This window comes from Citromicrobium bathyomarinum (assembly GCA_001306305.2).
In the GTDB taxonomy this organism is placed as follows: domain Bacteria; phylum Pseudomonadota; class Alphaproteobacteria; order Sphingomonadales; family Sphingomonadaceae; genus Alteriqipengyuania; species Alteriqipengyuania bathyomarina.
Map to the genome: position 1 here is coordinate 727,002 of CP155577.1, position 23,419 is coordinate 750,420.

Annotated in this window: 22 protein-coding genes; 12 read left to right on the plus strand and 10 right to left on the minus strand. The window is 64.0% G+C overall.

Translation table 11 applies throughout. The features are described 5' to 3' along the window. The first annotated feature begins 10 nt into the window (after positions 1-10). Both VO57_003735 and VO57_003740 read left to right on the plus strand, forming a co-directional pair. The gene (locus tag VO57_003735; GenBank protein XBL70464.1) at positions 11-1,006 is read left to right on the plus strand and encodes a hypothetical protein; all 996 of its coding nucleotides are present in this window, start codon (positions 11-13) and stop codon (positions 1,004-1,006) included. Next, complete coding sequence (locus tag VO57_003740; protein ID XBL70465.1) at positions 1,007-1,654, plus strand: hypothetical protein; 648 nt, start codon at positions 1,007-1,009, stop codon at positions 1,652-1,654. It begins immediately after the preceding gene. Between the two features lie 121 nt (positions 1,655-1,775). On the opposite strand, the gene VO57_003745 is transcribed toward VO57_003740, so the two are convergent. The 5 genes from VO57_003745 to VO57_003765 form a co-directional block, all read right to left on the minus strand. Continuing rightward, positions 1,776-5,783: an ATP-binding protein gene (locus VO57_003745; protein ID XBL70466.1), complete on the minus strand. Its 4,008-nt coding sequence runs from the start codon at positions 5,781-5,783 to the stop codon at positions 1,776-1,778. After that, positions 5,783-6,403 (minus strand): hypothetical protein, encoded by a 621-nt coding sequence (locus VO57_003750; protein ID XBL70467.1) that lies wholly within the window; start codon positions 6,401-6,403, stop codon positions 5,783-5,785. Before VO57_003750 ends, VO57_003745 begins: the two co-directional genes overlap by 1 nt. Next, entirely contained in the window at positions 6,400-6,984 is a 585-nt protein-coding gene (locus tag VO57_003755; GenBank protein ID XBL70468.1) for a hypothetical protein, read from the minus strand. The genes VO57_003750 and VO57_003755 overlap by 4 nt, the downstream gene beginning before the upstream one ends. A 267-nt stretch (positions 6,985-7,251) precedes the next feature. Beyond that, a complete protein-coding gene (locus VO57_003760; protein ID XBL70469.1) occupies positions 7,252-8,574 on the minus strand; it encodes a tyrosine-type recombinase/integrase in 1,323 nt (440 codons plus the stop codon). 336 nt (positions 8,575-8,910) lie between these two features. Further along, positions 8,911-9,399, minus strand: coding sequence for a PepSY domain-containing protein (locus VO57_003765; protein ID XBL70470.1), 489 nt, complete (start codon positions 9,397-9,399; stop codon positions 8,911-8,913). A gap of 153 nt (positions 9,400-9,552) precedes the next feature. Here VO57_003765 and VO57_003770 point away from each other — a divergent pair, with 153 nt between their 5' ends. From VO57_003770 to VO57_003795, 6 genes are all read left to right on the plus strand, one after another. Next, on the plus strand, positions 9,553-10,314 hold the full coding sequence (locus tag VO57_003770; GenBank protein ID XBL70471.1) for a crotonase/enoyl-CoA hydratase family protein: 762 nt from the start codon (positions 9,553-9,555) through the stop codon (positions 10,312-10,314). Continuing rightward, a complete protein-coding gene (locus tag VO57_003775; GenBank protein XBL70472.1) occupies positions 10,314-11,462 on the plus strand; it encodes a CaiB/BaiF CoA-transferase family protein in 1,149 nt (382 codons plus the stop codon). The genes VO57_003770 and VO57_003775 overlap by 1 nt, the downstream gene beginning before the upstream one ends. A gap of 75 nt (positions 11,463-11,537) precedes the next feature. Continuing rightward, positions 11,538-12,701: an acyl-CoA dehydrogenase family protein gene (locus VO57_003780; GenBank protein ID XBL70473.1), complete on the plus strand. Its 1,164-nt coding sequence runs from the start codon at positions 11,538-11,540 to the stop codon at positions 12,699-12,701. Positions 12,702-12,918: 217 nt separating this feature from the next. Continuing rightward, positions 12,919-13,851, plus strand: coding sequence for a ParA family protein (locus VO57_003785; protein ID XBL70474.1), 933 nt, complete (start codon positions 12,919-12,921; stop codon positions 13,849-13,851). Between the two features lie 94 nt (positions 13,852-13,945). Next, complete coding sequence (ftsH, locus tag VO57_003790) at positions 13,946-15,925, plus strand: ATP-dependent zinc metalloprotease FtsH (GenBank protein ID XBL70475.1); 1,980 nt, start codon at positions 13,946-13,948, stop codon at positions 15,923-15,925. A gap of 220 nt (positions 15,926-16,145) precedes the next feature. Then, on the plus strand, positions 16,146-16,424 hold the full coding sequence (locus VO57_003795; protein ID XBL70476.1) for a hypothetical protein: 279 nt from the start codon (positions 16,146-16,148) through the stop codon (positions 16,422-16,424). A 45-nt stretch (positions 16,425-16,469) separates the two neighbouring features. Here VO57_003795 and VO57_003800 read toward each other — a convergent pair whose 3' ends face one another. Both VO57_003800 and VO57_003805 read right to left on the minus strand, forming a co-directional pair. Then, positions 16,470-17,561: a DUF3667 domain-containing protein gene (locus VO57_003800; protein ID XBL70477.1), complete on the minus strand. Its 1,092-nt coding sequence runs from the start codon at positions 17,559-17,561 to the stop codon at positions 16,470-16,472. Between the two features lie 77 nt (positions 17,562-17,638). Continuing rightward, positions 17,639-18,394: a hypothetical protein gene (locus VO57_003805; GenBank protein ID XBL70478.1), complete on the minus strand. Its 756-nt coding sequence runs from the start codon at positions 18,392-18,394 to the stop codon at positions 17,639-17,641. Positions 18,395-18,499: 105 nt separating this feature from the next. Between VO57_003805 and VO57_003810 the strand changes: the two genes are divergently transcribed. Next, positions 18,500-18,733 carry a DUF3072 domain-containing protein gene (locus tag VO57_003810; GenBank protein XBL70479.1) on the plus strand — a complete coding sequence of 78 codons (234 nt, stop codon included), beginning with the start codon at positions 18,500-18,502 and terminating at the stop codon, positions 18,731-18,733. Here the strand turns inward: VO57_003810 and VO57_003815 are convergent. From VO57_003815 to VO57_003825, 3 genes are all read right to left on the minus strand, one after another. Then, positions 18,730-19,461 (minus strand): ParA family protein, encoded by a 732-nt coding sequence (locus tag VO57_003815; protein ID XBL70480.1) that lies wholly within the window; start codon positions 19,459-19,461, stop codon positions 18,730-18,732. The genes VO57_003810 and VO57_003815 overlap by 4 nt on opposite strands. Positions 19,462-19,672: 211 nt before the next feature. Beyond that, positions 19,673-20,017, minus strand: coding sequence for a DNA-directed RNA polymerase subunit omega (gene rpoZ, locus VO57_003820; GenBank protein XBL70481.1), 345 nt, complete (start codon positions 20,015-20,017; stop codon positions 19,673-19,675). A 111-nt stretch (positions 20,018-20,128) separates the two neighbouring features. Further along, complete coding sequence (locus tag VO57_003825) at positions 20,129-21,670, minus strand: replicative DNA helicase (protein XBL70482.1); 1,542 nt, start codon at positions 21,668-21,670, stop codon at positions 20,129-20,131. A 141-nt stretch (positions 21,671-21,811) separates the two neighbouring features. On the opposite strand from VO57_003825, the gene VO57_003830 reads away from it, so the two are divergent. From VO57_003830 to VO57_003840, 3 genes are read left to right on the plus strand one after another with little or no spacing between them, the layout of a single operon-like run. Beyond that, the gene (locus VO57_003830) at positions 21,812-22,294 is read left to right on the plus strand and encodes a UPF0262 family protein (GenBank protein ID XBL70483.1); all 483 of its coding nucleotides are present in this window, start codon (positions 21,812-21,814) and stop codon (positions 22,292-22,294) included. A gap of 7 nt (positions 22,295-22,301) precedes the next feature. Continuing rightward, positions 22,302-23,003: a glycoside hydrolase family 25 protein gene (locus tag VO57_003835; GenBank protein XBL70484.1), complete on the plus strand. Its 702-nt coding sequence runs from the start codon at positions 22,302-22,304 to the stop codon at positions 23,001-23,003. Further along, positions 22,982-23,416 (plus strand): cytidine deaminase, encoded by a 435-nt coding sequence (locus VO57_003840; protein ID XBL70485.1) that lies wholly within the window; start codon positions 22,982-22,984, stop codon positions 23,414-23,416. The genes VO57_003835 and VO57_003840 overlap by 22 nt, the downstream gene beginning before the upstream one ends. Positions 23,417-23,419 lie beyond the last annotated feature (3 nt).

Here is a 23,419-nt window from a genome sequence, read left to right on the forward strand (position 1 = left end):
CGGGGGGCTCATGAGGCAGCACAGCGCTACATTCGCAAATTTTATTTGCCGGTTCGGCGATGAGAAGGTTCTTCTCGACTACGCCGAGGAAATCGTAATTCCAGCCTTCACGCGCGACACCTACGTTCGCAGCTATGGCCAGCGCACGCACTATCATTTTTACGAAGTCGAACTCGTCGATCTTTCAGGCGACCGCGAGTTGCCGGTTTTGGCGCTGGCGGGGCGGTTCATCAAAGATACGGAACTCACGCGGCATCAGATATTCGATGCTAAACAGGGGCTTATTAAGGACGAGCAACGGATGCGCTCGGCGCCCTCCGTCTTCTTCGTCTTGCTCCTGAACAATCACCGTCTGATTTATTTCCCGGAGACGCCGCATGCCCCCGACCTCAATGCCTTCAAGGCGACTGCCGAGCAGTTCCTTCGCCGCCGCCATAAGGAATATGTCGATGAGCTATACGACGCGCTGAAGGCCGAGGGCGAGAAGGTCACCAAGAAGGCCCTGTTTGAAACGCATCCGGCGCCAACGCTTGAGGTGATTGCCCTCACCGGCGCCGACGATATCACCGCGTTTGTGAAGCGCTACGGCGTTCTCAAGCGTATCGACTTTCGCATTGTGCGGCCCAACGACGATATCGACGCTGGCGAGATTCTCGGTCAGGTGCGTGAATTCAGCCGGGGGCTCAACGCCGACCGCACCAACCTCACCACCGCCAACAATGAGGGCCTCAATATCCAGGCATCGATTGAGGCGGTCACGGCAGCGACCGAAACCGGCAATCAGGAAGTCAAGCTGACGGGCGTGGATGAGAACGGCAACCATCTCGCCGGCAACAATGATAAATTCCAGATCACAGCGCCAGTCGAGAACATTCCGCCGGCGCGCGCCGGTCTGACTCGCCGGCTCTTTGAGATTTACGAGACCATGACGCAGAACGGGGCCATCCGAGCCCCGGCAATGGACCGCGCCGTAGAGAAAATCAGACAGCTTGTAAGGCTGCTATAAATGAACTGGCAGGACCGCCTCATAAGCGAGAAGAGTCTTTTCGCCGTTTACCGGAAGGCGCGAAAGGTCGCGTCCGCGCCCATTAATGCGCGGTTGGCGTGGGGCGTCTTTGTTGTCATGGTGCTCGCACTGGCGGCAAACGCCTGGTTCGGCATGCCCGTAGCCCCCTATCGGTCGTTGATCGTCGGCATCCGCGAGGTTGCCGATGCGGGCTTTACGTTCACGACGGCCATTCTCGGTTTTCTGATCGCCGGCTTCGCCATCTTCGCCAGCATCACCAAGCCCGGTGTCTTCATCCTGCTTGCAAAGCTCGACCACAAGAAGGAAGGCGTCTCCCGGCTCCAGTTCATCTTTTTCAATTTTCTTCTGGTATTCATTCACTTCCTGACATTTCTGGCGCTGTGCCTGATCGTCAAGGTGACGCTGTATAGCGGTGGCCCTTTTTCCGGCGCTTTGCGCTGGGTGGCTGAGAACCGCCAGATCGTGATCGTCATTGGCGCGAGTTTCATGTTCGCGGTGATGACGGCATGGCTCGTCTTCCTGCTGATGCTCCTAAAGTCCTTTATCTGGAACCTGTATCAGGCAGTCCTAGTAACGATCCTGACAGAAGCCGAGCTGGCGGAGCAGGAAGTGGCGCGCGATCAGTGATACATATCGACGGGTGTCGGAGGGAGTGTGGCCAGTAGCGGCCACAAAAATCCACGCACAATTATACAGCACAATTGACGTGTGATTGCAGGGCACCGCACGCGGCGCGACGCGCGCCAAGCTACGCCAACCTCAGCACCCCGTGTACACGCCAGAGCGTTTGAAGGGTTGGAATGTCGTCAGCGGCAAATTCCGCACGTATGGAAACCGCCAGCGCGCTCCCCTTTATTCCGACGTTTTCCAAGATGCGCACACCCGGGGAAATCTCACCACCAAGTCGCTTGAGGAATGCGAAGCTATCCGTTGTCGCGCCCGTGGTCGCCACAACGATCCTGTCCTCAAGGCGCGCAATTTCATCGGCAGACAGGCTCTTCACGGCCTCAAGTAGCACAATGTCGCCGCTTCGGATGATCGGATAGGCGCTATCGTCGGTTACGCGGGCAGCCACGAGAGTCCTGTCCAGTATCTTGCTGGCGTCGATCGGGCAGGCTTCCTCCCTGCCGTCAAAGCTCTCCTGGTCGTAGAGTACGCCAGCGACCGGCAGCAGCCGGGTTTTTGACCTCGGCAGCACCAGAGTTGGGGGCACTCTGTCGGTTCCGGTCCGGTCGCAGGCGAGGACGACACGGGACGGGTCGCGCCGGTCGGCTAGCAGCCGGCGCAGGTAAATCTTGCCGTCGCTCAGCGCGATCACCGGATCGCCGTCGCCGGCCTCCTGTTCGAGAGACACGATGACGACCTGCCCCTGAAGAGCGAAGGAGCCGAGTCCCGGCGATCTCACGCCATACAAGGCGATTTCGCCCAATTCATTCAGATTGAAAGTCTCACCCGGCTGCGCGAGCGCCAGCACGTTCGCGCTACTCCGGGCGCTTACTTCGCCAAGCAACGGTAGCGGCGTTTTGGCGAGCGCCACCGGCGCGGGGGCGGGAGGCGTGTCGATCAGGAAAAGGTCCCGGTCCTCTCGCGTCAACCGTCCCATGAAACGCGCATATGCTGCGGAGCAGCTCCGCAATAGCCGGTCGATATGGTCGAAGACCTCGGAAACCTGTTCCGCCTCGTAGGGTGTGATTTCATGCAGGCGGTGATGCGCCTTGTTGATGATGGTGTAGAAGGGAGCCGTGTTGCGCAGCGCCACGTGCGAGAGCAACGCCTCGAAAGGCGCTTCGTCAAACGGTCGCTCGCCGTTGCTCCGCGCCGAGCGGAGAGCGTTGACCAGATCGGCCAATGTCGGCTTGTGCATGACCATAGGGTCGGTCGCCAGAAGGTCCCAAAGCCGGTTCTCGACGTAGAGCCTGACCTTGCTCATGAATTGCTGGGCCTTGGCCGCGTTGTTCTCATCGGCCTGCCAGTCCTTCTGCAGTTCGTAAATCTCTTCCACCGCAGGGCTGACCGCTGCCGTCAGGCGGGAGCTTGATATCGGATTGATCACCAGAGCGTGCCACGAGGGCACGACGGTGGATTGCCTAGGAAGTTTGTCCCTTATGGCCGCGAGAAACCGGTAATCGTTTGACGTGATCACCGGCCGCATGTTGTGTGCCGGCATGTCGGGGATTGCCGCCGCCAGGTTCTCCGCGTTTATGGGATCAAAGTGGGTCTGCGGATCATCGAGCAGCATGCAGTCGATGCCTCCTACGTTCGACCGGACACGTTCCCACAGGCTGAAGACGAAGGCCCACACGCACGCCCGCAGCAAAGAGGAGTTCATGATCTTGTGCGCCGGCACCTGCATGTCGCCGATCCCCGCGCGTAGGCCGATGCCCTTTTCTTCCGTGGCGTCGAACCCGCTATAGCTTGGGCCGCCGAGATAATGCGGGCTGTATATCCTCCCCAGCCATTCCTTCGTTCCTTGGTCGAGAATTTGGATCAGGCCGGACACCTGCTGAAACACCAGGTTCTCGAGGCCTGCAAATTCCTCCATCGCATCGGCGGCTCTATCAATTAGCGCCAACCTCGCGATGTACGTGGCGTATTGCTTGCGGCTCGTTTCCAGCTCGTCGAACTGGCGCAGGAGGGATACGATGGGCGCCGTGTTCTCGACGCACATCCGCAGCGTCTCGATCTGCTCGCGCAGCGGCAGCTTGTCCGGCTGGGTTTCCTCTGCATCGGTCTGCCCGGCGTTTCCGGTTTCCGGCTGAGTCGGCACCCCGATATAGCGCTCGACAAGCTTCTTGAGGGCATCCGCGCTTGCGGAGCGATGCTTCGAAAGCCGGATCGCCTGAACGATGTTTCCGACCCGCGTGGCAAGCAGCCCTGCCTTGAATTCTTCCGGCCAGTTCAGCGGCTTTGCCGCAGGCATGTCGCGCAGCGCGGCGGCGGTGACGGAAACTTCCCAAAGCGGGGCAGCTTTGCGCCCTAGACCCTGAAGCCGTCCTCCGAATGTCCGGTCTGCCAGCAGTTCTTCCAGGTATGCCTTGCGATAGATATCCAGCAGCCCGGCAGGCGGCGCCTTGTCGGCGAACGCGCGCAGGGTTTCCGGTAGCCGCTCCAAGAACTCGCGGGCCGCATCCTGCTCCCACTCCACGGCGCCTTTCGCCGCGTCCGCATCAGCCTCGGCGCACAGCCGCAGCGCGTCCTTTACGCCATTGTCCACCAGCGCATCAGGCGGCACGTCATCCAGGTCCGTGCCGCAGACCGGACAGTTCTCCAGTTCCGCGCCTTCATGATGTTCGCGGTGCCACGCGGCGACCTTCGTATAAAGCTGCCACCGCGCTGCCTCCTGCTTGTTCCGCAGCCGCTCTGCTACGGCGGTCGCGCGCGAGACCATGTCCACGATCAGGCACTCCGCCGTGCCAATATCACCACCGGTAGCGGCACGCAGACTCTTAATGAGGGCAACCGATGGCAATCCGCCGAGCGCGGCCGGCGTCAGCAGATCGGCAGCAGCACGCAACTGTTGCAGCATGCCGTCAACATCCTGTTTCGAGGCCAGTTGCAGCGCTTGCCCGATGATCGCTTCTGATGCGCTTTCGAGGCTCATCTTCCTTTTCTCAAGCCGCTTCCGCGCGTCGGAGATCGAGTTCTTGCTCTGATCCTTACTCGTCTCCTCGTCCGGCGCGACCACGCTCGCCGGATCGCCAAGGTCCGGCTGTGCGGACCACGCATCATGGATGGCCTGCCGCTTGCGCTTGAATTGACCCAGCGTCTGGCTGGCGTCGTTTTCGGTTTTCTTTCGCTCATCTGTCCTGAGTCGCTTGACCACTCTCGTGGACCTGCGGCCCAGGTCTTCCAGCGGCTTGAGGCCGGTCAACTGGGCGACTGCCTGCGCAAATGTCGTCTTCTCGTCGAAGCGCATATGCGCGGCGATTCCGGGCATCAGCGTGCCCGCCTCGATCGCCACTTCGGGAAGGCCGAGGTCTTCGAGTCCGGTCACGGACATGCTGATCCTGCCGCGGTCGCTCACACTCAGCGTCCGCCGTACGACGCATATCTCGTCCGATCCTTCAGCGTGAAACGTCAGTTGCGCCCAGGTGTCGATTCTCGGCCTGTCGCCAAGCGCTTCGAGTTCGCCGCCCGACGGGATCGGGACGATCGGCGGGAGCGTAAAGCCCGGCCCTCTGCCCTGTGTTTCATCGTCACCGTCACCTGCCGTCCGGTAAACCTCCATCGGTTCATGGACATCATCAGGCATATGCTGCGAGCGCAGTGCTTTGCCTGTCAGGCACCAGATAATCACATTCTGCAGCGCGGTTTTGCCGGCGCCGTTGAAGCCGCTGATCAGGGTTACGTCGCGCTCGATGTCGAGCGCGAAATCCTCAGGATCTTCGCCCTGCGCGCCACAATGCCTGTGCAGCCCGGCAATCCGGTGGGCTTCGATGCGTCTCAGTCTCCACAACCGTCTCGGCGCGCTTGCCGCGCTCTTTATCTCTTTTGGAGCCGGAGCCTCATCCGCAAGGGCATTTAGTATGTCCTCGATCTCGCGGGCCTGCACAGTCTTGGCACGGGGCCAGAGATCGCGGTGGCGGGCGTAGTAGGAGAGAATTCGCCGCGAATCGTCGTTCCTGAGGACGAACGGCTCCCCGCCGGAGGGGATTGCGACCGGGTGCCCTGCCAGCAACGCGGATAGCAGTTCTTCGAGTCCGCAGTCCACGAGACTGATCGGCGTGGGATCGGCTCCTGCGCTGCCCGTTTCCACTATGTTTCGCCCCCCTTGGCTATTGCCTGAAACTTTGCCAGCGCCTGTTCAAGGTCGGCACATCCCGACTGCCGCAGGATTTCCGTTTCGTAGCCCGGCGATAGTGCGGTTTCGATGCCGTTCTCTTTCGCTGCGATCAAATAGCTGATGCCGTCTCGTCCGGGAGCGGCTTTTCCGACACTTTCAATCGCATGAGTTGCCAGCGTCTCTGCGGTCAGCGGCACAATATTGGCAGCAATTTCCGTGTAGAGCACGACTTTCACGTCCGCGAAATTCTCAAGCCTCCTCACCACCACGGTATTCGGGCCGATCTTCTTCGGTGGAACATAGGCGCGGCCGCTGCCGACCTTGCGGGTCTCGCGGCGCCATAACCGGTTCGCGGCTTCGCCTTCCGACGCATCAAGAACAAACACCTGGCCCAGGACGGGATTGCCGCCATGCTGCACCGGGACCAGCGTAGGGGCGCCGCCGCGGCTCCCGCTCTTACGTGCGAATTCGATATTGAAGGGCGTGCGGACATTTGCCACCGCGTGAATGGTGGCGTCGGCGAGTTCCTCGCCCGGTTCGCCGATCAGCGAACCGTACGCCAGTATCCCGACCTCGAAATTCGTATCACTCATGCTGCGGTCTGTTTCTCGGGCGCAGCCGTCGCGCGCGGCGAAACCCGAATGCGCCCTCTCTCACCGGGGTGTGCGGCACTCTCTTTCAGGCGCCACATGAAGCCGATGTCGAGGCTCATGCCGAGCGCCTGTGCCGCTGTCACGACGGCCCGGCACGCGCCGTTGGCATCCTGTCCCTGCACGGAAACGTCGATCTCCGGCAAGTGGCCGTAGCCTTCGTCTTCCTTGCGGCCCTCGACCATGTTGACCGGGCAAATCCGCTGAAGCTCATCGAAGCTGCCGACGCGCTGCATCGCCCGCCGCAGCATTTCATCGAGCAGCGAATTCCAGTTCGGCTTTGTCAGCCGCTTCCCGTCGATTGCCGCATCCAGCAGCTTGGTGTGGGTCAGGCGGGGTAGAGCGCGCGCATCGATCTCCCGTTCGGACAAGCCATCTGCGCTTTCCTCCGGGACCGATTGTCCCGTCCTCTGTTCCAAAGCGTCCAGCGCACGCAGAATCACCGCTTCCGGTGTATCCACGAATGGTTTGGCGTGCCGCTGGAGGCGCTGAAACGCGCTATCACTTAGGGAAATATCGGGCATCGCCTCCTCCTGTACGAAAATACGAGTATATGAGAATATGAACAGTATGGAGAATGTCAAGCGAGTCAAAGCGAAACGCGCTGCCCTGCGGCAGCGGCTCCGGGCGCCCCATCTGGGGTGAACCGGACGCCGCAGAGCAGGTTTCCGTCCTGAGTCTGCCGGCGGCGGATGGGATTTCCACTCCTCGCATGGCCATGCCCGAAGCATAGAAACGAGGGGTATTTTGGAGCTGTGGGACGACGGTTGTGCTTTAGCAGTCGCCTCTCATCAAACCGCCGGTCTCGATTCTGTCAGCATTTGATCGATCGCGCTCTGTCGGGATTGCCGATCCAGCGTGTAGGTATTCCGCCTGAACTCGACGCCTTCAAGAAGGGCCTTCACGTAGCCGGATACCGTGTCCGCAGCCATGATCAGCGTGGAGTCGAGCGTGTGGACGTACTTGCTCGTGACCGATCCCTTCGCATGTCCAATCAGCGCGGCGATAGTGATTTCGGTGAACCCCAGATCGTTTGCTATGCTCGCGAAACTGTGCCGCAGTACGTGAGGTGTCACGTCCCAGAGTGGCGTGTCCTTGAACAGCCTCTTCCAGCTCTGTGGAAAATTCCCGACCGCGTTGTCGATGCCCTGGCCCGGAAAGACATAGGTTCCGGTTCTGTGCGGTCGTTCCTTCTCCAGATATTCCACGACCGGAAGGCCCACAGGACGAACCGAGGAGCCTTCCTTGCTATCGACTAGTCGCAGGCAGCTACCCTCAAGATCGACCTCGCTCCATTTGAGGCTGACGATTTCTCCGCGCCGGCAGCCGGTCAGCGTAATCAGCCTGAGGATCTCGGCATGTATCCTGTAACGGTCGTTTCCCTGCGCCTCCTCGAGAATGCTGCCTAGAATCCGATACTCGGCTTCGCTTAGCCGGCGGTCGCGAACCTGGTATTTCGGCTTGCGGAGGCCATGCGTAGGATTGTGCTCGATCACCCCGGCCTCAACTGCATATGAGAAGATACCGCCAAGCAGACCCATTGTCCGGATCGCGGTGCCGCGGCCGCCGCGGACGATGGCCTTGCCGCGGAGCTTTTCGGTCTTCATGGTCACGCGCGTCTTGCCGGCAATGATGTCCTTCATCAGATTGTTCATGTCCGGCTTGGTAATGTCCCGCACACGTCGTGTCCCGAGAAGGGGAATGATGTGCCTGCGGATACGGCCGACATCGGTGGCGATGGTGGTGTCCTTCTTCGGTCTGCCGCCTTTTCCCAGGATGAGGCCGGCCTCCATGTCGGAGATGTACTGCTCGCAGAGCTGCTTGATGGTTAGCGCCTTCCGATCTTCTTCTCGTTCTTCTGCAGGGTCGCCACCTTGAGCAACCCGACCGAGTTGCGCTTTCGCCTCACGACGCGCGGTCTCTGGGGTCCAGACACCATGAAGGCCGATCGTGTAGCGACGTGAGCGTCCACGTGAACGGTACTGGATCACATAGCTCCGCTTCCCGGACGCGAAGACGCGAAGGCCAAATCCTGGGAGTTCATCGTCCCAGATCACGTAGTCCTTGCTGCCTGTCTCGGCCGTATCGACGAGCCGCTTGGTGATCTTTGCCATGCTCCAGTCCCTGCCGGACCCGACTTTCGCGTAAGCACCACGTAAGCACTTGGCGGTAAATTCGGGCGTATTCTCGGATAGGGACTACGGAGCGTCGATCCTGAAAAGCAATGTTTTTCAGACGCTTATCGTGCTCTGGCGTACCCTATCGCGCAATTCGGATGGGGTACTTGACCAGCTCCGAAGGCAGAGGCCACAGGTTCGAATCCTGTCGGGTGCGCCAGTTTTCTCAAAGCATCAGAGTTGCGCCACAACGCGCCCCTGTTGGCGGAGAAAGCGTGACGTTGCGCTCGTGCGCGGTGGTTTTCCGGGCACGAGCCGTTGGTCTTGGTCTGCTCAAAAGTCGGCGGAGATCGAGGCGCGCACCGTGCCTGGGCGACCCTGCAGCAGCGCGTTCGAGAAGGTGGCGAAGGCAGAGGCCCAGTAGGCTTGGTTGCCGACATTCTCGACCGCGAGCCTGAGCGTCACCGGCACATCGCCCGCCGCGAAGACGTGGCGTGCGCCCAGGTCGAACACCGCCCAGCTGTCGATCTCCAGCGTGTTGGCCGCGTCGACATATTGCTCGCCGGTGTAGAGCGCGCGGCCGGTCAGGGTCACGCCCGGCACGAAGGGCGGATCCCATTCGACATCGGAGTTGGCGGTGCCGCCTTCGGCCGAGGGCGCGCCGGCGAACGTGGAGTCGTAATCTTCCCCCAGCGCTGCATCGATCTCGTCATGGAAGATCAGCGGCAGTCCGGTGATGCACAGCATCAGCAGGAACAGCGCGGGAATCAGGCTGCTCCACTTGTGAACCACGTACCAGAATCGGATTGCGCCGCGCGACATGGCGGCGCTTTAAGAGGCTGCGCATGTAAGTGGAACGCATTCGCATTATCCGCGAGGCGTGCTCCGCTCGCTTCCCGCTTGACCCTGCGTGCGGGCTTATGCAGCATCGGTTGCAAAGCGCCACGTAATCGCGAAGGCGCATGGGAGAGAGACATGAGCGACGATATTCTGACCGAGGTGAAGGACGGCGTCCTCGTCATCACCATCAACCGGCCCGACGCCAAAAACGCGATGAACAAGGCGGCAGCCGAAGCGATCGCCGCCGCGCTCGACCGGCTCGATGCCGAAGACGATCTGCGCGTGGCGATCCTGACCGGGGCGGGCGGCACTTTCTGTTCGGGCATGGACCTGAAGGGCTTCCTGCGCGGCGAGAGCCCGATCGTAGAAGGGCGCGGCTTCGGCGGGTTAACGCAGAAGAGCCCGGCCAAGCCGATCATCGCCGCAGTCGAGGGCTATGCGCTGGCAGGCGGGCTCGAACTGATGATCTCGTGCGACATGGTGGTCGCCCATAGCGGTGCGAAATTCGGCATTCCCGAGGTCAAGCGCGGCCTCATTGCGGCGGCCGGCGGCCTGATGAAACTGCCCGACCAGATCCCGCCCAAGATCGCGATGGAGCTGGCGCTGACCGGCGATTTCATCGACGCGCCGCGCGCCTACGAGCTCGGGCTGGTCAACCGGGTGACCGATGGCAGCGTGATGGACGGGGCGATGGAGCTGGCAAAGGCGATCGCCGCCAACGGTCCGCTCGCGGTGAAAGTCTCCAAGCAGGTGATCGAGGAATCGCGCGGCTGGAGCCTCGAATCGCGGTGGGACGAGCAGGGCAAGCTGATGCCCCAGGTCTTCATGAGCGAGGACGCGCGCGAAGGCGCGGCGGCCTTCGCCGAAAAGCGCGCGCCCAACTGGAAGGGCAAGTAGTGGCGGGCCCGCTCGCAGGGCTGCGCATCGTCGAATTTGCAGGCATCGGGCCCGGCCCGTTCTGCGGCATGATGCTGGCGGACCACGGCGCCGAGGTGATCCGCATCGACCGCGCCAGCGGCGGGCGGGGCGGCTCGCAGCCTATCTCCAACAAGGATATCCTCGCGCGCGGGCGCAAGTCGATCGCGCTCAACCTGAAGAGCGAGCAGGGCATCGCGCTCGCGCGAAAGCTGTGCGCCAGCGCCGACGGGTTGATCGAGGGGTTCCGGCCTGGGGTGATGGAGCGGCTGGGGCTGGGGCCCGAGGTGCTGCTCGCCGACAATCCCAAGCTCATCTACGGCCGGATGACCGGGTGGGGGCAGACGGGGCCTTACGCGCCCTATGCCGGGCATGACATCAACTACATCGCGCTCGCCGGGGCGCTCGCCCATTTCGGGCGTGCGGGCGAGAAGCCGACCCCGCCGATCAACATGGTCGGCGATTTCGGCGGCGGCGGGATGATGCTCGCCTTCGGGATGGTCTCCGCGCTGCTCAACGTCGCTCGTGGCGGGGAGGGCCAGGTGATCGATGCCGCGATGACCGATGGCACCGCAGTGCTCATGGGCATGATCCATGGCATGGCCAACCAGGGCCTGTGGCGCGAAGAGACAGGCACAAACCTGCTCGATACCGGCGCGCATTTCTACGACACCTACGAGACTGCCGACGGCAAGTTCGTCAGCATCGGCAGCATCGAGCCGCAATTCTATGCCGAGCTGCGCGCGCGGCTGGGCCTTGCGGAAGACCCGGACTTCGACGCGCAGATGAACCCGTCGCAGTGGCCCGCGCTCAAGGACAAGCTCGCCGCGATCTTCAGAACCAAGACCCGCGCCGAGTGGGACGAGGCTCTGGAACATAGCGACGTCTGCTACGCCCCGGTGCTGACCATGAGCGAGGCGCGCGAGCATCCGCACATCGCCGCGCGCGAGACCTTTATCGAGGTCGCCGACAGCCCGCAGCCTGCGCCCGCGCCGCGCTATTCGGGCACGGCAACCGCGACACCTTCGCCCGCGCCGATGCCGGGGGACGATACTTCCGACATCCTCGCGCAGTTGGGCCTGAGCGAGGGTGAGATTGCGGAATTTCGGGAATCCGGCGCGGTTTCCTAGCGCAGCGAACCGATTGCAGTTTGCAACCGGTTCGCTAGTCTCGTCCGCAAAACAAAAGCTTCGAGAGGATCACCAATGCCTGCATTAGACGTGCCGCAGCCCGAATTCATGGACGAAGAAGAGATCGCGGTGTTCGCCGACGCGGTCGGCAAGTTCTACGAAAAGCACGCCCCCGAATCCCGCGTCCTCAAGTGGCGCGATGATGGCCAGGTCGACCGCGAATTCTGGCGCGAGGCGGGCGAGGCGGGATTGCTCGGTGCGTCCGTGCCCGAGGAATATGGCGGCCACGGCGGCGATTTCCGGCACGAGATGGTCGTGATCGACCAGCAGGGCCGGCACAATGTCGAAGGCTTCGCCGCCAGCCTGCACAACACGATCATCCTGCCCTACCTCGTGCGCCACGGGACCGAAGAGCAGAAGAAGAAATACCTGCCGCGCCTGGTCTCCGGCGACCTTGTCAGCGCGATCGCCATGACCGAGCCGGGCGTGGGATCGGACCTGCAATCGATCACCACCACCGCGCTGAAGGATGGCAACGGCTACAAGATCAACGGGGCCAAGACCTACATCTCCAACGGCCAGATCGCCGACTTCATCATCGTCGTCGCCAAGACCGACCCGAACGAACGCGCAAAGGGCATCTCGCTGATGCTGCTGGAGACCGAAGGCGCGGAAGGGTTCCAGCGGGGCAAGAAGCTCGACAAGATCGGGCTCGATTCGCAGGACACCAGCGAGCTGTTCTTCGACGATGTGTTCGTCCCTGCGGAGAACGTGCTCGGCGGGGAGGAAGGCAAGGGCTTCTACCAGCTGATGGGCGAGCTGCCGCAGGAACGCCTGATCATCGCGATGGGCGCGATGTCGACGATCGAGCGCGCGCTGGAGGAAACGCTTGCCTTCACCAAGGAGCGCAAGGCCTTCGGCAAGACGATCTGGGATTTCCAGAACACCCAGTTCACGCTTGCGGAGCTGAAGGCGCGGGCAACCGCGGCCAAGGTCTTCGTCAATCACTGCATCGCGCAGCATCTGGAGGGCAAGCTGGACGTGCCGACCGCGTGCATGGCCAAGCTGTGGCTGACCGAGTTGCAGGGCGAAGTGGTCGACAAGTGCCTGCAGCTGCATGGCGGATCGGGCTATATCAACGATTACCCCATCGCGCGCATGTTCCGCGACAGCCGCGTCAGCCGCATCTTCGGCGGGTCGAACGAGATCATGAAGATGGTGATCGCGCGCGGCATGTAGGGCGATCGCCATTGTCTCGGAACCGGCCCGCACCCGGGGGTGTGGGCTGGCACCGCAGCTCCCATACCGCCCCCGTTAACCTGTTTGCAAAAGCGTGTCCCAGCCCGGGTTCGGGCGCTTTGTGCGGCTTGAGTAGGCGCATGGACGGTGTTTGATTAATGTTAGTCAGACATTTGCCGATAACCGATTCGGACCGTCAAGCAGGGGGAAAGCGCACATGGCCGTCATCGCCGTCTACAGCATGAAGGGTGGAGTCGGGAAAACGACCATGGCGGTGGACCTCGCCTGGCGCTTCTCGCAGACCGGTGGTCATGAGACCCTGCTCTACGATCTCGATCCGCAGGGCGGGGCGGGTTTCCTGCTGGGCCATGAAGAGCGCAAGGTGCAGAAGGCGATCTCCGCCTTCCACCACGCCCGCGCCCCGCGCGACCTGATCGAGCCGACCCGATACGACCGCCTCTCTCTGATCGGGGCCGACCAGAGCCTGCGCGATCTCCCCGTGCAGCTGGCCCGCATCGGCGCGAAGAAGCGGCTGGCGCAGATGCTCAACTTCATGAAGGGCGAGTATCCGCGCATCGTGCTCGACTGCCCGCCGATGATCAACGAGGTGAGCGAGCAGATCATGGAAGCCGCCGACCTGATCGTGGTCCCGCTGCCCGCCTCCCCGCTCGCCGCGCGCGCGTTCGGCTTTATTCGCGCGGAACTGGCGAAGCGCCCGGGCCATCCGCCGGTGCTTCCGGTGCTCTCGATGTACGACCAGCGGCGCAAGCTGCACCGCTGGGTGCGCGAGAATGCGGGTGCCAACTGGCCCGTCGTCCCAGCGAGCAGCCATGTCGAGCAGGTCGCGGTGCGGCGCGAGCCGATCGCCGCCTTCGCCAACTGGTCGCCTGCCGCCAAGGGGCTCGAGCATCTGCACCAGGCGCTCGAGGCGAAGCTCGATCAGATGGGCCTCGGAGGGACGCCGCCGGGTGGTGGCCAGCGCGCGCTTCCCGGCCCGCAAAGCCGCCCGCATGCTGCGCCCCAGGCCGAGGATTCGCGCGTCGTGCCGATCCGCAGCTCAACCTCTGCCGAGCGGCGCGATGCGCCTGACGCCACGCGGGGCAACCGCCGTGCGTCCGAGGGGCTGGCCCGCCGCGCCTTCAGCTTCTGAGCCGATTGCGTGACACCGCGCGCGCAAGCGGCGCGCGCAACTTGTCATTCATCCCCTTGCGCCTACATTCACAGGCGAAAGGACTCGGTTTTTCATGAGCGAACAGAACACGCCCGACGGGCAGGGCCCTGGCGGTCCGGGGGGCGGCGGCCCCAACCCGTGGATCCGCAGCCTGATGATCTGGGGCGGGGTCTTCCTCGCCCTGCTGCTTGCGGTCTCGATGTTCGGCGGTGCCAGCCAGAACACCGGCACCACGATCAGCTATTCCGACTTCCGCGACCGCGTGGCGAGCGGCACCGTCAAGGAGGTGCAGATCTCCGACGACCGGATTACCGGCGTGCTCAAGAACGACGAGACGTTCAACACCGTGCCGGTCGGCAACGACAGCGGCCTGACCAAGCTGCTCGACGATAATGGTGTCACCTATTCGGGCACACCCAAGGAGCAGATGAGCATTTTCTGGGTCATCCTGATCCAGTCGCTGCCCTTCCTGCTGATCCTGGGCATCGCTTTCTTCGCGCTGCGGCAGGTGCAGAAGAATGGCGGCGCGGGCGGCGCGATGGGCTTCGGCAAGTCGAAGGCCAAGATGCTGACCGAAAAGCAGGGCCGGGTGACGTTCAAGGATGTCGCAGGGATCGACGAAGCGCGCGAAGAGCTGGAAGAAATCGTCGAATTTCTGAAGGACCCGCAGCGCTTCTCCAAGCTGGGCGGCACGATCCCCAAGGGCGCGCTGCTGGTCGGCTCGCCCGGTACGGGTAAGACGCTGCTGGCCCGCGCGATCGCGGGCGAGGCGGGCGTGCCGTTCTTCACCATTTCGGGCTCCGACTTCGTCGAGATGTTCGTGGGTGTCGGTGCTTCCCGCGTGCGCGACATGTTCGAACAGGCGAAGAAGAACGCGCCGTGCATCCTGTTCATCGACGAAATCGACGCCGTGGGCCGTAGCCGCGGCCACGGCCTCGGCAATTCGAACGACGAGCGCGAGCAGACGCTCAACCAGCTGCTGGTCGAGATGGACGGCTTCGAAGCCAACGAAGGCATCATCATCATCGCAGCGACCAACCGCCCCGACGTGCTCGACCCCGCGCTGCTGCGCCCGGGCCGGTTCGACCGTCAGGTCGTGGTGCCCGTGCCCGACATCGAAGGGCGCGAGAAGATCCTCGACGTGCACATGAAAAAGGTGCCGCTGGCGCCCGACGTGAACCCGCGCACCATCGCGCGCGGCACGCCCGGCTTCTCCGGCGCAGACCTCGCCAACCTCGTCAACGAAGCCGCGCTGCTGGCTGCCCGTCGCAACAAGCGGCTGGTCGCGATGCAGGAATTCGAGGACGCGAAGGACAAGGTCATGATGGGCAGCGAACGCCGCTCCATGGTCATGACCGACGACGAGAAGAAGATGACCGCCTATCACGAGGCGGGTCACGCGCTCGTCTCGCTGAACGAGCCGGCATCGGACCCGATCCACAAGGCGACGATCATCCCGCGCGGCCGTGCGCTGGGCATGGTGATGCGCCTGCCCGAGCGGGACAATTACTCGTACCACCGCGACAAGATGCATGCCGACCTCGCCGTCGCCATGGGGGGGCGCGTCGCCGAAGAGCTGATCTTCGGGCACGACAAGGTGTCGAGCGGTGCCAGCTCCGACATCCAGTACGCCACCTCGCTGGCGCGCAACATGGTCACCAAGTGGGGCATGTCCGACAAGCTCGGCCCGCTCCAGTACGAGGAGCAGCAGGAAGGCTACCTCGGCATGGGCCAGTCGGCGCGCACGATGGGTTCGGGCGAGACCAACAAGCTGATCGATGCGGAAATCCGTGCGCTGGTCGAAGGGGCGCACAAGCGTGCGACCCAGATCTTGACCGACAAGGAAGACCAGCTCCACCTGCTCGCCCAGTCGATGCTCGAATTCGAGACGCTGACGGGCGACGAGATCGACCAGCTGCTCAAGGACGGCAAGCTCGACCGACCGGACGAGCCGCGGGGGCCGCGCAAGCCGCGCAGCGTCGGCGGATCGGCGGTGCCCAAGGCGGGCAAGCGCTTCGGCGGGGAAGGTGGCACTGCTCCGCAAGGCGCGTAACGCCCTCTGCCTGGCTGATCTGTAGCTGGCTTAATATTCAGGCCTCCCGCGCGACTGGACCTCCAGTCACCCGGGAGGCCCTTTTTCATGTCCCGCATCGGCATTTCGCCAATTTGCTGCTCTCGCCACGCGTCAGCTGGGCTAGAGGTCGCATGGGCGGCGGGAACCCCGCTCGCCCGATGATGGTTAACATTTGCGAATACGCCAGGGAGTACTTGCCATGAACCGCCCGAATACCGCTCTTCTGCTTGCCCTTTCCGCCGCCTCGATGGGCCTCGTCGCCTGTTCCGAGGAAACCCAGGAAAGCGGCAAGGCGTTCGCCGAAGGTGCCGCCGCCGACACCGCCGCCAATGCCGAAGTGGTGGGCGAGAAGCTGGAAGAAGCGACCGTGGTCGCGGCCGACAAGGTCAGCGAAGGGGCCGCCGATCTGCGCGACGACGTGGCCGAGAAGCGCGAGACATCCGAGCCCACCGACGGCGAGCTCGACGGGACGGATTGACCTCCTGCTGGCACTGCCCCGGCGCACCGGCGTGCCGGGGCGGTACTAGAAAGCGCCCAGCAACAGCAGGGTCTGCAGGAATAGCGAGAGCACGATAAAGATCGCGAACAGCAGCACGAGCAGCCGCCAGATCGCCGACCAGCGCGACAGCGCGTAACCCTGCTTCAGCTGGCGGTAGATATGCAGCGGCGCGATCGTCGCGAAGATCGTGAACAGCCACCCCAACCCGACACCCGCCTTCGCCAGCAGCGACAGCGCGATGAACATCAGCGACATGAAGCTGAGCGAATAGGTCACGAACACCGCGTGGTCGTAGGCCTTGAACTCGCGCCGCCACGCGAACAGGAGCCAGACAAACGGCAGCGATAGCGGGATCAGCAGCCACGAGAATTTGTAGCTGTTGGACTGCAGCTTGTAGAGCATCAGCCCGGGGTTCTTGCGCCATTTCTCGTTGAGGTGATGCAGGAACTCGCTGCCGCCCGGATCGCCGATCGTGACGTGCATGCCGGGGTCGCCGAAATCCTTGCCCGTCAGGACCGATCGACCGGCCTCGATCGATGCGATCTCCTCATCGACATCGGCAATCTCCCCGCGGATCCGGCTGGCTTCCGCCTCGTCGTCGGTGGCGTCGAGGCTTGTCGCCAGTTCGGCGCGCTGGCTGGTCAGATCCTCGCGCTCCTTCTCGAGCGCGCTGTCGATCTGCTTCATGTCGGGCGCGGAGATATCGGTCGGGGTGGTGAAGCCGACCGCCTGGAACACCGCAAACATCAGGAACACGGTGAACAGGAACATCGCCATCGGCGAGACGAAGAACGCGCGCTCGCCTGCGATATAGCGGCGGGTGAGATCGCCCGGCCGCCACGCGAGCAGCGGCAGCGTGTGCCACAGCTTGCCGTCGAGGTGCAGCACGCCGTGGACCAGATCGTGCCCTACGGCGGACAGGGTGCGATGCAGGTGCGCCGCCTGACCGCAGGTGTGGCAATGCGGGCCGACCAGCTCGGTCCCGCAATTGAGGCAGGCGGTTTCGGCGAAGTGTCCGTCCGCGTCGAGCGCGCTCCCGCCACTCTCACGCGAAATCGCGCGCGCGAACAGGCCGCCTTCGCTTGCCGTACCGATTGCCTCGGGAATATCGCTCATGCCCGTCTGCCCCCTGACCGTCCGCCTGCGCCTCTAGCACAAGCACATCGCCCGTCGAGCCGTCACGCGCGCAGTCGTCAGCCCAGCATGCCGAGCCTGACGAGGACGATCCGAGCGCCGATGAGGATCACGGTCAGCAGCACCAGCAGGGGGGCAAGCCGCAGCAGCGTGGTCGCCCGGTCGAGCCGCGCATGATCGCGCAGCCGCCATGCGTTGAGGACCACCATCGCGCTGACCAGCGGGGCGAGCACGAATTGCGCCGGCAGCCCCAGCTGGTGCAGCGCGAGTGCGAGCGCGATAAACGCGGCCGAGCCGCCCAGCGCTTCGCCCGCGAAGATCACTGGCCATTGCGGGTGGCGCATGCCCGTGGCGGGGCAGGTCAGCCGCGCGGAGAGCGCGCCCAGAGGCAGCAGCAGCCAGCCCAGCGTCCACAATTCGCCGAGGAAGGTCAGCAGCGCGGAGGCGCCGCGATCCTGCTCGGCAGCGTCCGTCTGGTCGATCTCGCCTCGTCGCCAGGCGAGGTTCGCCTGCTCGACGAAGAACGCCGCCGACTGCGCCCGCTCGCGCCGTTCCGCGCTGTCCACGTCCGAAGCATCGGGTGTCTCTTCCCCGATGTCGCCCACCACCGTGGCCAATGCTTGATCGGTGCCTGACAGCGCCCGGTCGATCGCGATATCCTCGCCCGCCCGGCCGCTCGGCTCGCTCACCAGGTCGAGCGCGAGCAGCAGCACCATCCCGGCAAGGAACACCGCCAGCGCGCGGATCAGCGGGTCGGCGAAACGGCCGCCGAGCATCGGCGCTCGCTCGGTTGCGGGAGGGGAGGCGTCGGGCATGATGCCGTCATAGCGTGCCTCTTCCCCAACGCCAGCCTGTGCGACCGTGCCTAACGGGAACGTATGGAGAACGTCGCTCGTTGCACAGGAAAGGAGACACGTACCGTGGAAGAGATCACCCAGCACCCCAAGGCCGAGCCGACCTCGAATGCCGAGAAGGCTCCCGAAAACTGGACCACCGGCGATGAACGGATGACCGGCGCGCAGGCCAGCTATCTGAAAACGCTGGCGGAAGAGGCTGGCGAGCCGGAGGCGTTCGATCCCGGCCTGAGCAAGGCCGATGCGTCGCTGCGCATCGATGCGCTGCAGGAAAAGACCGGCCGCGGAAGCGGGGACTAACCCTTCGCGAGCGCTCGCTCGATCTTGGTCCACAGGGCCTTGAACGCGCGCGCGCCCGGGCTGCGCGGGGCGAAGGCGCCGACCGGGGCCTGCTGCGCCGCGCATTGTTCGATCGCGCTCGACGCGGGGATCACCGCCCAGTCCGCTGAGGCCGCGATCGCATCGCGGTGAAGCGTGCGGCGACGATCAACCATCGAGAATACCGGCATGATCGGCGGGGCCTTCTTGCCCTCCGCCCCCACTTCCTCGCGCACGATCTCAAGCGCGCGGGCGGACAGGGGCGAGGGCGGGATCGGCACGATCACGAGGTCGGCAGCGCGCACGATCTGGCTGGAGAGTTCGTTGAGCACCGGCGGGCAATCGAGCAGCAGCCGGTCGTAATCCTTGATCAGGTCGGCGGTCAGCTTCGCGATCCGGTTCTTCTTGCCGATCTCGGCCAGCTGCGCGTCGATCGCACGGATCGATTCGTCCGCCGGCAGCAGGTCGAGCCGGGGGTAGCCGGTCTTGCGGATCAGCTTGGCAGGATCGATCTCCTTGCTGATCACGCTGGTCGCGAGCCGTTTCTTCTTCGGATCGACGCCCAGCAGGAAGCCCGCGCCGCCCGCCGCATCCAGATCCCACAGCAGCGTCCGGCGGCTGGAATGGGTCGCTGCGCACCATGCCAGGTTGGCGGCGAAAGTGGTTTTACCGACCCCGCCCTTCACGCTGTAGATCGCGACGACCGCCATGCCTGCCCGTCTCCTTCTGCGCGCGGGTGAAGAGGCGCGCCGTGTTGCAGCTTCATTACATATATCAGTTTGCTCCCCGCAAAAGCGGGGTTCTCTCCGGTTCGCATGGTCTGGATGAACAGGCCCCGAAACGAAAAACGGGGCGGCACCTCCTGAGAGGTCCGCCCCGCTTCAATCTGTTCGGGAGGGCTGCGTGTCAGCCCAAGGCAGATCAGCCTTCGTAGTCGCCGCCGACCGAGGTCGAACGGGCCGGGGTCGCCGCGGTCACGCGCAGCGCTTCGGCCGACTGGCTGAGCGAGCCGATTTCATCGACCTCGTCATCGTCGTCCGGCAGGATCTTCTGCAGGTTGGTGACCATGCTTTCCTGCAGGTCCTTGGGCTTCACGGTCTGCTCGGCAATTTCGCGCAGCGCGACGACCGGGTTCTTGTCGCGGTCGCGGTCGAGGGTGATTTCCGCACCGCCCGAGATTTCGCGCGCGCGCTCTGCGGCCAGCAGCACGAGATCGAAGCGGTTGGGAATCTTGTCGACGCAATCTTCAACGGTAACGCGCGCCATAAGCGGAGGCACTCCATGCACTTAAATTTCGGGATCGAAGTGACCTATAGGGGCTTGCGCCGCGATTTTCAACGTGAATCCGGTGCGTGGCCCCGCGCCTGATCCTCGCCCCTACTCTTCCCCGAAGTCCGAATAGTCGCGGTACGAGGGCGAGCTGAACTTGGTGTATTCGCTCTGGAAGATCAGCGGCACGTTGCCGGTGGAGCCGTGACGCTGCTTGGCGACAATCAGCAGCGCCTTGTTCACCAGCTTCTGATGCTCCTCCATCCAGTCCTGGTATTTCTGCGCGTCGTCGGGCGATTCGGAGCCGTCGGGCACGTTGGGCATCTGCGCCTTGTGGTAATATTCGGCGCGGTAGATGAACCACACCATGTCGGCGTCCTGCTCGATCGAGCCCGATTCGCGCAGGTCGGCGAGCTGGGGTTTCTTGTCCTCGCGCTGTTCCACCGCACGGCTGAGCTGCGAGAGCGCGATCACCGGCAGTTCCAGCTCCTTGGCCATGGTCTTGAGGCCACGGCTGATCTCCGAAATCTCGTTCACGCGGTTGTCGTTGGCGCGGCCCGAGCCCTGCAGCAGCTGCAGGTAGTCGACCACGACGAGGCCGATCTTGTTCTTCCGCTTCAGCCGCCGCGCGCGCATGCGCAGCGCATCGATGGTCAGCGCGGGGGTGTCGTCGATATAGAGCGGCAGGTCGGCGAGGCGCTGGCTCGCTTCGGAAAGCCGGGTGAATTCATCGCGCCCGATATCGCCCGAACGCAGCTTTTCCGAGCTGATCTCCGCCTGTTCCGCAAGGATACGCGTGGCGAGCTGGTCGGCGCTCATTTCGAGGCTGAAAAACGCGACCGGCGCACCGCCGCTGTCCGGCCCGCCGTCACGCATCTGCTTCAAATATTCGTACGCGGTGTTGAACGCGATGTTGGTCGCGAGCGAGGTCTTGCCCATGCCCGGACGCCCGGCGAGGATCACGAGGTCGGAATTGTGCAGACCCGCGGTCTTGTCGTCGATGGTCGAGAGGCCGGTGGTCCGGCCAGACAGGCCGCGATCCGAATTCATCGCCTTCTGCGCCAGCTTCAGTGCCGCGATCGAGGCATCCTTGAAGGTGCTCGCGTCGGAGCCGATGTTGGTCCCCTCGGCAATCTCGTAGAGTGCGGCCTCGGCCTTCTCGATCTGCTTGAGCGGCTCGACCGTTTCCGAGGTATCGAGCGCACCGCCCACCAGCGCGCGGCCCACCGTCACCAGTTCGCGCAGCAGCGCGAGGTCGTAGATCTGTTCGGCCAGCTGGCGCGTTGCGAGCAGTCCGTGACCGTCCGCGGTCAGCCGCGCGAGATAGGTCGTCCCGCCGAGCGGTTCGAGATGCTCGTTACCATCGAAATAGGGCTTGAGCGTCACCGGGCTCGCGGTCGCGCCGCGCTCCATCATGGTCAGCACGCGTTCCATGATCAGGCGGTGCGCGGGGACGAAGAAATGCTCGGGCCGCAGGGGGTTGGGCAGTTCCTCGTAGACCGAATTGTCGATCAGCACCGCGCCGAGGAAGGCGGCCTCGGCCTCCACGTTGGAGGGCAGCGAGCGGCCTTCCTCGCCAACGGCGGTGGCGGGGGCGTCGCCTGCGGAACTGGCGGGGGCGGAATCGAGGATCAGACTGCTATCGGACATTGCCCGCTTCTTGTGCGAGGCGGCGGCGGCCCGCAAGCGATCCGCCCAGGAGAAATGCCTCGCCCCCCTGTGAATATCGCGCACAAGCGTTAAGCGCCTTGCCCGAGGCCCCGATAGTCTGCGAAGGCAACCCGTAACGACATGGCCGATTATCGCATCTCTAACATCTCGCTCGACGACTCGACGATCCTGTGGCGCAATGCCGATGTCGAGCAGGAGCGGCGGGTGGCGATCTTCGATCTGATCGAGGAGAACACCTTCAAGCCGGTCCGTTCTGCGGAGCGCGGGGCGCACGGCCCCTATCATCTCGCGCTGTCGGTGCGCGACGACCGGCTCGCGCTCGATGTCACGACCGAGGGTGGGGACGAACTGGAGACGATCCTGCTGGGCCTGGCGCGCTTCCGCCGCCCGATCCGCGACTATTTCGCGATCTGCGACAGCTATTATCAGGCGATTCGCAAGGCGACCCCGGCAGAGATCGAGACGATCGACATGGCCCGCCGCGGCGTCCACAACCGCGCGGCCGAGCTGCTGGTCGAGCGGCTGGAGGGCAAGGTCGAGACCGATTTCGCGACTGCGCGGCGGCTGTTCACGCTGATCTGCGTCCTGCACATTCGTGGCTAGGCGCAAGATGGCCCGCAAGACGAAGCGCCCGCTATGGCTCAAGGCGTTGCTGGTGCTGCTGATCGCCGCGCCGGTGGGCGTCGCCGTGTGGCTTTATCAGGATCTGCGCCACTGGCGGCCGGAGGAAAGCGCGTTTCCCGAACAGGGCGTGGACCTTTCGCGCGGCACTGCGGGCGTCAATTTCGAGGTGCTGAAAGGCAGCGGCGCCGATTTCGTCTATCTGTCCGCCAGCGCGGGCGATGGCGAGCGGTCGGCGGAATTCACCCGCGCGCTGGTCGCCGCGCGCAAGGCAGGGCTGGAGGTCGGTGCGGTCCACCGATTCGATCCCTGCGTCCCGGCAGACGGGCAGTCGGCCAATTTCGTCACCATCGTACCGCGCGATCCCGCGCTGCTGCCGCCTGCGATCGAGCTGAGCGATCCCGGCGCAGACTGCATCGATCCAGTCGATAGCGGGCAGGTGCGCAGCGAACTGACGATCCTTGCCAACCAGATAGAGGCCCATGCGGGCAAGCCGGCGATCCTCAAGGTGAGCCGCGAGTTCGAGGCCGCGCACGGCGTCGCCGCGCGGATCGAGCGCAACCTGTGGCTGGTGCGCACGCGGTTCGAGCCGGATTACGGCGGGCGGCCCTGGCTGCTGTGGACCGCGAACGAGAATTATGTAGGCCCCGGTAGCGAGGAGCCGATCGAATGGATGGTGGTGCGACCGTGAATGATGACGAACTGATTGCCGCAGCGCGCGAGGCGGCGGCCACGGCCTATGCGCCCTATTCGGACTATCCGGTCGGCGCCGCGCTGCGCTTTGCCGACGGGGCGATCATCACCGGCACCAATATCGAGAACGCGAGCTACGGCCTGTCGCTGTGCGCGGAGACGGTCGCGGTCGCCAAGGCGCTGGCCGAAGGGCGGCGCGGTGGTCTGGAGCGGCTCGCGGTGACCGGCCCGAAGGGCAAGGGCGGCGATGCCCCGATCACCCCGTGCGGGCGGTGCCGCCAGGTGCTCAACGAAATCGCCCAGCTGGGCGGCACGGACCCGGCGATCCTGTGCGTCGGTGCGCACGAGGTGATGGAACTGCGCCTGTCGGACCTGTTGCCCCACGGCTTCGGCCCCGCGCACCTCGATTAACCG

What these genes read in the sequence shown, in the direction of transcription:
- VO57_003735 (XBL70464.1), top strand. Translation starts at nt 11, where the DNA reads ATGAGGCAGCACAGCGCTACATTCGCAAATTTTATTTGCCGGTTCGGC.
- VO57_003740 (XBL70465.1), top strand. Translation starts at nt 1,007, where the DNA reads ATGAACTGGCAGGACCGCCTCATAAGCGAGAAGAGTCTTTTCGCCGTT.
- VO57_003750 (XBL70467.1), bottom strand. Translation starts at nt 6,403, where the DNA reads ATGAGTGATACGAATTTCGAGGTCGGGATACTGGCGTACGGTTCGCTG.
- VO57_003755 (XBL70468.1), bottom strand. Translation starts at nt 6,984, where the DNA reads ATGCCCGATATTTCCCTAAGTGATAGCGCGTTTCAGCGCCTCCAGCGG.
- VO57_003760 (XBL70469.1), bottom strand. Translation starts at nt 8,574, where the DNA reads ATGGCAAAGATCACCAAGCGGCTCGTCGATACGGCCGAGACAGGCAGC.
- VO57_003765 (XBL70470.1), bottom strand. Translation starts at nt 9,399, where the DNA reads ATGTCGCGCGGCGCAATCCGATTCTGGTACGTGGTTCACAAGTGGAGC.
- VO57_003770 (XBL70471.1), top strand. Translation starts at nt 9,553, where the DNA reads ATGAGCGACGATATTCTGACCGAGGTGAAGGACGGCGTCCTCGTCATC.
- VO57_003780 (XBL70473.1), top strand. Translation starts at nt 11,538, where the DNA reads ATGCCTGCATTAGACGTGCCGCAGCCCGAATTCATGGACGAAGAAGAG.
- VO57_003785 (XBL70474.1), top strand. Translation starts at nt 12,919, where the DNA reads ATGGCCGTCATCGCCGTCTACAGCATGAAGGGTGGAGTCGGGAAAACG.
- ftsH (XBL70475.1), top strand. Translation starts at nt 13,946, where the DNA reads ATGAGCGAACAGAACACGCCCGACGGGCAGGGCCCTGGCGGTCCGGGG.
- VO57_003795 (XBL70476.1), top strand. Translation starts at nt 16,146, where the DNA reads ATGAACCGCCCGAATACCGCTCTTCTGCTTGCCCTTTCCGCCGCCTCG.
- VO57_003800 (XBL70477.1), bottom strand. Translation starts at nt 17,561, where the DNA reads ATGAGCGATATTCCCGAGGCAATCGGTACGGCAAGCGAAGGCGGCCTG.
- VO57_003805 (XBL70478.1), bottom strand. Translation starts at nt 18,394, where the DNA reads ATGCCCGACGCCTCCCCTCCCGCAACCGAGCGAGCGCCGATGCTCGGC.
- VO57_003815 (XBL70480.1), bottom strand. Translation starts at nt 19,461, where the DNA reads ATGGCGGTCGTCGCGATCTACAGCGTGAAGGGCGGGGTCGGTAAAACC.
- rpoZ (XBL70481.1), bottom strand. Translation starts at nt 20,017, where the DNA reads ATGGCGCGCGTTACCGTTGAAGATTGCGTCGACAAGATTCCCAACCGC.
- VO57_003825 (XBL70482.1), bottom strand. Translation starts at nt 21,670, where the DNA reads ATGTCCGATAGCAGTCTGATCCTCGATTCCGCCCCCGCCAGTTCCGCA.
- VO57_003830 (XBL70483.1), top strand. Translation starts at nt 21,812, where the DNA reads ATGGCCGATTATCGCATCTCTAACATCTCGCTCGACGACTCGACGATC.
- VO57_003835 (XBL70484.1), top strand. Translation starts at nt 22,302, where the DNA reads ATGGCCCGCAAGACGAAGCGCCCGCTATGGCTCAAGGCGTTGCTGGTG.
- VO57_003840 (XBL70485.1), top strand. Translation starts at nt 22,982, where the DNA reads ATGGATGGTGGTGCGACCGTGAATGATGACGAACTGATTGCCGCAGCG.